Genomic DNA, 6,915 nt, shown 5'->3' on the forward strand with positions numbered 1-6,915 from the left:
ATGAAAAAAACGATCACCGATGTAAATGTCGAAAACAAACGCGTCTTTGTCCGCGCTGACTTCAACGTCCCCCTTGATGAAAACTGCCACATCACAGATGACACGCGTATCCAGAAGACGCTGCCGACCATCAAATACTTGCTCGACCACAAGGCTGCTGTCATCCTGGCCAGCCATCTCGGCCGCCCGAAGGACAGGTCGTCGAAAAGTATTCCCTGAAACCGGTCGCTAAACGCCTGTCGGAACTCCTCGGCATCGACGTCAAATTCGCTCCGGACTGCGTCGGCGCAGAAACGAAAGCCATGGCTGATGCCCTCAAACCGGGTGAAGTCCTGCTTCTGGAAAACCTCCGTTTCCATAAAGAAGAAGAAAAGAACGGCGAAGATTTCGCCCGCCAGCTCGCTTCCCTGGCTGAAGTCGGCATCAACGACGCTTTCGGCTGCTGCCACCGCGCTCATGCTTCCGTCGCTGGCATTACGAAGTTCCTGCCCATGGCTGCCGGCTTCCTCCTGGAAAAAGAAATCCGCTTCATCGGCGGTGCTGTCGATAATCCGGCTCACCCCTTCGCAGCTATCATCGGCGGCGCTAAAGTTTCCGACAAGATCGAAGTCATTTCCAACCTTCTGCCGAAAGTCGACCTCATGATTATCGGCGGCGGCATGGCCAACACCTTCCTGGCTGCCCAGGGTTATGGCATCGGCAAATCTCTCGTCGAAGCCGACAAAATCGACCTGGCTAAACAGCTCATCAACCAGGCTAAGGAACAGGGTACGAAACTGCTCCTGCCGGTCGATGTCATGGTCGCCGCTGAATTCAAGAACGATGCTGATCACAAAGTCGTTCCCGTCGATGCGGTCCCGGCTGATTGGATGATCCTCGACGTCGGCACGAAGACACAGGAACTCTTCGCCAAAGAACTGGCTCCGATGAAACTCATCGTTTGGAATGGTCCTATGGGCGTATTTGAAATGGAAAACTATGCTAAAGGTACGGAAGCAGTCGCCAAAGCTGTTGCTGATTCCGATGCTGTTTCTATCGTCGGCGGCGGTGACTCCGTCTCGGCTGTCAACAAGACCGGCCTGGCCGACAAGATCAGCCACATCTCCACGGGCGGCGGCGCTTCCCTGGAATACCTCGAAGGCAAACAGCTCCCGGGTGTCGTATCCCTGAGCGATAAATAAAATCATTCACCTTTAAAGGAGGAAACTCATTATGCGTAAAACCATCATTGCCGGCAACTGGAAAATGAACCATCTCGGTGCCGACGCCAAAGAAACTATCCAGGGCCTCGTCGCCAAAGTCCCGCAGGACGTAAAACCGGAAGTCATCATCGCTCCGGTCTTCCCGTACCTGCCCATGGCTGTCGAAATGACCAAAGGTACGCCGATCCACGTCGCAGCCCAGAACATGCACTGGGAAGAAAAAGGCGCTTTCACTGGCGAAGTTTCGCCGGCTATGCTCGTCGACATCGGTGTCACCCATGTCATCCTGGGCCATTCCGAACGCCGGACGTACTTCAATGAAACGGACGAAACGGTCAACAAGAAGACCAAAGCCGCACTGGCTCATAATCTGACGCCGATTGTTTGCTGCGGCGAAACGCTGGAACAGCGCGAACAGGGCATCATGCAGTCCTGGATCGAAAGCCAGATCGAAAAAGCCTTGGAAGGCCTGACGGCAGCAGACGTCAAGAATGTCATCATCGCTTATGAACCAATCTGGGCTATCGGCACGGGCAAGACGGCCAGCGCTGCCCAGGCAGAAGAAGTCTGCGCTATCATTCGCAAGAAACTGGCTGCCCTCTATGACGCAGCTACGGCAGAAGACGTTTCCATCCTCTACGGCGGCAGCGTCAAAGGCGGCAACGTCGCTGAACTCACAGGCTCTGCCGACATCGACGGCGGCCTCGTAGGCGGTGCCAGCCTCAAAGCCGACGACTTCCTGGCTATCATCAACAATGCTGTTGTAAAATAGTTAGTGGCTAGTGGCTAGTGGCTAGTGGCTCGTAGGGGTCGCCACGTGGGCGACCCGTTATGGATTTGGATGATTTTTCTAGCAGATTGGCCGGGAAATCGTACATATCCCGGAGCGGGCGCCCCACGTGGTCGCCCCTACAGAAAAGGACCTGTCGCTTTTGCGGCAGGTCCTTTTGCTATATCTCCCCACATTTGTTACAATAAGGGCATGAGATGGAGGAGAAATTCGATGAAATATATTTTATATGTCCTTTCTTTTTTCTGCCTGCTCATCGGCGGCGGTGCCTGGTTCTTTTATAACCATCCTGTCGGTGTCATCGGCGTTATCCTGTCGCTGTATATCCTGTATCGCCTGGAACGGCAGCCGCACAAGCTTTCTTTGAAGTGGCCCGGCAGCAAAGGGAAGGGAGCCAGCCGTGACCAGGCGGCCTTTGAAAAGGCTGTCAGCGACTTCAACCGCATGGAAGCGGAACGATTGGGGCTGACCGACCCGGACCTGCGCCGGACCGTTGCCAATATGCAGCACATTGCCCGTAACTTTCTCTACTATTTACAGCAGTATCCCGAACGAATCGGACTGGCAGAACACTTCATCGACTACTATCAGGACCGGGCCGTCTACATGGTCCATAAATATAAGAAACTGGCCGTAACAGGCGTTAAGACGGACAAAGTGGTCAACACGCAGAACAAGCTCAAGAACCTGCTCAGCCAACTCGACCAGGCCTATGAAGAACAGTTCACGCAGGTCATGGAAGCGGAATTAGTGACCATCGACGGAGAAACGACGGTCATGGCCCAGAACCTGTCTGCCCAAGGCCTGTACGACCCGGAGGCTGCCGCGCGGAGAAAGAAGCCGTCGTCCCTGAAAGGCTCCCTGGCTCAGTGGAAGCAGAAAGCCGCCGACCGCTTCGATGCCTATACGGACGGGACCTTCTCGTCGATTACACCGGAACTGCGCCATAAAATCAACGAAGAGCGCCTGATTACAGCCGTCCTGGCCTTCTTCCTGGGCTCCTTCGGCATCCATTACTTCTATTTGAAGCGCCCTGTCCGCGGGGCCATCTGCGCCCTCTTCTGCTGGACTTTCATTCCAGGATTCTTGGGCCTGCGCGAAGGCATCCGCTACTTCAACATGACGACCGATGAATTTTACTACGCCGATTATTTGCATAAATACAGCTCTTAGAATAAATCGCTTATGCTCAGTAATTGCGTACCTTCTCTTTGGGCGCGTTCTATGACGGGCTGGGTGTATCCGCCTTTACTGAAGAAAATCAGGTGTTTTTTCGTTACTTTGGGAAAGGCAGCTGTAGCTTGGACTAAATCATCATACTCTTCCATGGGCATCGGGCGGTTCCGGTATTTACATTCGCAGAAGATTCCCTCTGTTTCTGTTTTGTCCAGTGCGAGGATATCGATATCGTCTTGTTGTTTCAATAGGGGATTAGTGCCCCACCATTTGCCGATGACAGCGGGAATGAAGGGGAGGGCGTGAGCCTTGGCCTGGCGCCAGAGGTATTCGGTGCAGATTTCTTCAAAGACAGGTCCCATATAGTCAGATATGCCGTCCATGATTTCTTGGGCGGCTTTTTCTTCGCCTAAGAGAAAGTAGTAATTTTTTTTGTGAGAACGTGTAGCGGTACCAAAAACGGTAGTAATGGTCTGCAATCACGTAAATTCCCTTTTTGCTCGTCTTAGGCTGGCCACAGGGGATGATTTTCTTTACCAGCCGGATATTCTGTAAAACTTGCAGATATTTCGTGCATTTGCTCCGGTCTTCGTGGATGCGGTCAGCGATAGTTGAAATCTTATTGGCTCCATTGGCTATGGCTTCGAGGATACTATTGTAGATACCTGGTTCACGCAGTTCCATGCGCAAGAGGAGTTGCGGTTCGTCGTGAAGATAGGCATTTTCAGACAGAATATGTTCGGCAATATTTGTGGTAATGTCTTGCGCCGGATTGAAAGCTTTCAAATAGCGGGGGATTCCGCCGAGGATTCCATAGGCCAACAATTTTTCTTCTTGTGAATAATTCGGGAAAAACTCAGCACTTTCCAGATAATCAAAAGGCTTTACTTCTAGATGTGCAGTAATCCGCCCATATAAAGGGCTTTTGTATCCCATGACTTCGTTAATCATAAAGCTGACACTGGAGCCGCAGAGGATGAGAAAGATGTTTTTATTTTGCCAGCTGTGGTCGATAGCATGCTGGAAAATACTTTTTATCGAAGGATTTTGGGAGGCTAAAAAGGGAAATTCGTCAATGATGAGGACTGTTCGTTTATCGTTGCGGCTTTGTTTTTCGATAAAAGCCAAGGCTTTTTCCCAATTCGGGAAAGGTGCTAAATAATCACCGGTATAATGTTCCTGAACAGTTTGAGAAAAATCTTCCAAATTTAGGACGTCGTTCTTTTCCTGAGCTGGGAAAAAGATACAATCGTGAGATTGAGCAAATTTTTGCAAAATCGTCGTCTTTCCCACACGGCGGCGGCCATACATGATTAAAAATTGAAAAGAAGGAGAATTATATAATTTTTCTAAAAGTGCTAATTCCTGTTTTCTGCCAATCATGAGCAAAACCTCCGTACATAAAGTGAAACACGAGTATAATACTTATGAGTATTATACTCGTGTTTCACTTTGTTTGCAATTCGCGATATTAGATTTCTACGTTGAAGTGTTTGAGAATCATTTTTTCGGCTTCTGCGTTCCACAGTCCTTTGTGGGCTTTGCAGCATTTGTCCAGTTCCAGGAAGAATGGATCTTTTTCGCCGAGTTTGGCAAAATCTTCGATGGCGGTCATGGGCATATCGAACTGGGTATAAGCCAGTTTTTTGCCACCTGGGATTTTCGGCAGGTTGAGGGTCGTTTCAGCGATGCTGTCGATGCCGCCGACGTGGGTAATCATGACGGCCGGGTCGATGATGCCTTTGGCAGCCAGCGTATTGGCTTCGATGAGGTCGTCGTTGTTACCGCCTGTCGTACCCATGATGTGGGTGCTGGTGTAGTGGCAGTCGTAGAGGTTGATGTCAGCGCTGAAGTTTTTGTCCGTCGGGCCGGAGAAGAAGTTCATGCAGCCGTCGAAGGCCAGGAGTTTATTGCCTAATTCGGCAACGGCACGGATCGGTGTGTAGACGAAGACGTCGTCGTAGCCGTGGCCATCGGTGATTTTCATTAAGTCGTCGTAAGCTGTATCCATGTTGGATGTGTTGACGTAGATGAGTTCGACGCCGTGCTGGGTTGCGTATGCCGGCGAGACGACTTCTTTGGCTCGGGCGATGCGGGCGTCGTTGATGTCGGTGACGACGATGCGCTTCGGTTTGTTTTCAAAATTGATGCCGTAGCTGATGGCGCCCAGGCCCATGGGGCCGCAGCCGCCGAGGATGATGATGTTGCCGCCTTCTTTGGTGCCCATGGCGTGGTTGTAATTATGTTTGTTCGTGTGGTAGTTGGCGTGGTAGCCGCCGATGATGCAGCTCATAGGTTCACCCAGGGAGGCTTCGAAGAAACTTTCGCCGTCATAGGGCATGAGGGCGCCCAGTTCCATGACTTCATGCGGGAAGATGCAGTACGTGCAGTCGCCGCCGAAGAATTCGTAAGAATAACCCGGAGAAGCCAGGCTGCCTTTATAGTTCAGGGCCGGCTGCTGGGCGAAGCGCATGCCCGGCTTGAACTGGTCCTGCCATTTCTTGCCGACCTTGACGATGACGCCGGCGAATTCGTGACCTGTGATGATGGGGTGCGTATCCATGTTCTGGGGAGCCCGTTTATGTTTCTTGCCCTGTTCGACGAGTTTGTACGTCGACATGCAGATGCTGTCGGTAATGATTTTGGCTAAAATTTCGTCGTCTTTGATTTCCGGGAGTTCAAATTCTTCCAGACGTAAATCGCGGGTACCATACATTCTGACTGCTTTTGTTTTCATGATAGAATCCTCCTAAGTGATTGTTCCATAATATATGTATTAATAGATTAGGTGACTATTCCGCTTCGATGTTGGCGAAGGTATCGTAAATCTGATCGACAGAGCTTTTCAGGATTTCGTCGACTTCATCTTCATCGGAACAGGTGACGGCGATATTACTGAGGATATCGATGTGTTCGTCACCGACACCGGCGATACCGATGACCAGTTTGACTGTTTCACCGCCCCAATCGGTTCCCTGGGGGAAGGTCATGATGACTAAGCCCGATTTCTTGACTTCGCATTTGCCTTCTTCGATACCGTGAGGGATGGCGACGGCGTTGCCGATGGCCGTATTGAAGACTTTTTCTTTGTCCAGCATGGCCTGGGTGTATTTTTCTGTCGTATAGCCATCATCGTAGAAAATCTTGCCGATTTCTTTGATGACGTCTTCTTTGGCTTTAGGCTGGCAATTGAGGATGATATTTTTCTTCTGCAAAATCGTGTTCATGGTATATATCTCCTTTATTTACTTTGACGGGCAGCGACTAATTCATCGACGAGCATGCCGTATTCAGGGGCTGCCATAAAGTTTGTAATTGTAATCAAGCGGGCTTGGGGAGCACTGGCTTTCGCTCGTTCAGCCAAATCCTGGTGACAGACGACGAGCTGGGCGTCTGCTGGGATTTCTGAAACGGAAGCGTGACTGACGGTGATGTCGGTCAGGCCGGCTTTCTTGAATTTCTTCTGCAAGACGGCGGCTCCCATGGCACTGGAACCCATACCGGCATCGCAGGCGAAGACGACGTTGGTGATGCACTTCAAATCGGCCTGGGCCGGAGCGGCGGCTGCCGGAGCCGTGCCTTTCGATTCAGCCTTCATGTCCTGCATCTTCTGCTGGGCTTCTTCCAGGGATTCGCTGGATTTGGCAGCGGACATCTTGATGATCGGCGAGGCGATGATGAAGGAAACGGCAGCAGCAATGATGATGCTCAGGATGACTGAGAGGGTCGAACCTCKKCGCCATGGCC

6 protein-coding genes and 2 pseudogenes are annotated in these 6,915 nt (G+C 51.2%); 3 read left to right on the forward strand and 5 right to left on the reverse strand.

The window, feature by feature from the left end:
- The 3 genes and pseudogenes from NM10_RS08545 to NM10_RS08555 all read left to right on the forward strand — a co-directional run bounded on the left by NM10_RS08545 (position 1) and on the right by NM10_RS08555 (position 3,165).
- Positions 1–1,181, forward strand: a pseudogene (locus NM10_RS08545) (phosphoglycerate kinase).
- Between the two features lie 31 nt (positions 1,182–1,212).
- Positions 1,213–1,974 (forward strand): triose-phosphate isomerase, encoded by a 762-nt coding sequence (gene tpiA, locus NM10_RS08550; protein ID WP_020311181.1) that lies wholly within the window; start codon positions 1,213–1,215, stop codon positions 1,972–1,974.
- Positions 1,975–2,205: 231 nt separating this feature from the next.
- A complete protein-coding gene (locus NM10_RS08555; RefSeq protein WP_020311182.1) occupies positions 2,206–3,165 on the forward strand; it encodes a 5-bromo-4-chloroindolyl phosphate hydrolysis family protein in 960 nt (319 codons plus the stop codon).
- Here the strand turns inward: NM10_RS08555 and NM10_RS14655 are convergent.
- From NM10_RS14655 to NM10_RS08575, 5 genes and pseudogenes are all read right to left on the reverse strand, one after another.
- Positions 3,162–3,551: a DUF234 domain-containing protein gene (locus NM10_RS14655; protein ID WP_239639678.1), complete on the reverse strand. Its 390-nt coding sequence runs from the start codon at positions 3,549–3,551 to the stop codon at positions 3,162–3,164. The genes NM10_RS08555 and NM10_RS14655 overlap by 4 nt on opposite strands.
- Positions 3,535–4,551, reverse strand: a complete 1,017-nt coding sequence (locus NM10_RS08560; protein ID WP_020311184.1) for an AAA family ATPase — start codon at positions 4,549–4,551, stop codon at positions 3,535–3,537. Before NM10_RS08560 ends, NM10_RS14655 begins: the two co-directional genes overlap by 17 nt.
- An 88-nt stretch (positions 4,552–4,639) precedes the next feature.
- Entirely contained in the window at positions 4,640–5,905 is a 1,266-nt protein-coding gene (locus NM10_RS08565; protein WP_020311185.1) for a zinc-binding dehydrogenase, read from the reverse strand.
- Positions 5,906–5,960: 55 nt separating this feature from the next.
- Positions 5,961–6,395, reverse strand: coding sequence for a PTS sugar transporter subunit IIA (locus NM10_RS08570; protein ID WP_020311186.1), 435 nt, complete (start codon positions 6,393–6,395; stop codon positions 5,961–5,963).
- 14 nt (positions 6,396–6,409) lie between these two features.
- A pseudogene (locus tag NM10_RS08575) lies at positions 6,410–6,915 on the reverse strand (PTS mannitol transporter subunit IICB); the annotation flags it as partial.

This window comes from Megasphaera sp. NM10 (genome assembly GCF_000417505.1).
GTDB lineage: Bacteria > Bacillota > Negativicutes > Veillonellales > Megasphaeraceae > Megasphaera > Megasphaera intestinihominis.

Excerpts from the sequence above, each read along its gene's own strand:
- tpiA (WP_020311181.1), top strand. The coding sequence starts at position 1,213 with ATGCGTAAAACCATCATTGCCGGCAACTGGAAAATGAACCATCTCGGT.
- NM10_RS08555 (WP_020311182.1), top strand. The coding sequence starts at position 2,206 with ATGAAATATATTTTATATGTCCTTTCTTTTTTCTGCCTGCTCATCGGC.
- NM10_RS14655 (WP_239639678.1), bottom strand. The coding sequence starts at position 3,551 with ATGGACGGCATATCTGACTATATGGGACCTGTCTTTGAAGAAATCTGC.
- NM10_RS08560 (WP_020311184.1), bottom strand. The coding sequence starts at position 4,551 with ATGATTGGCAGAAAACAGGAATTAGCACTTTTAGAAAAATTATATAAT.
- NM10_RS08565 (WP_020311185.1), bottom strand. The coding sequence starts at position 5,905 with ATGAAAACAAAAGCAGTCAGAATGTATGGTACCCGCGATTTACGTCTG.
- NM10_RS08570 (WP_020311186.1), bottom strand. The coding sequence starts at position 6,395 with ATGAACACGATTTTGCAGAAGAAAAATATCATCCTCAATTGCCAGCCT.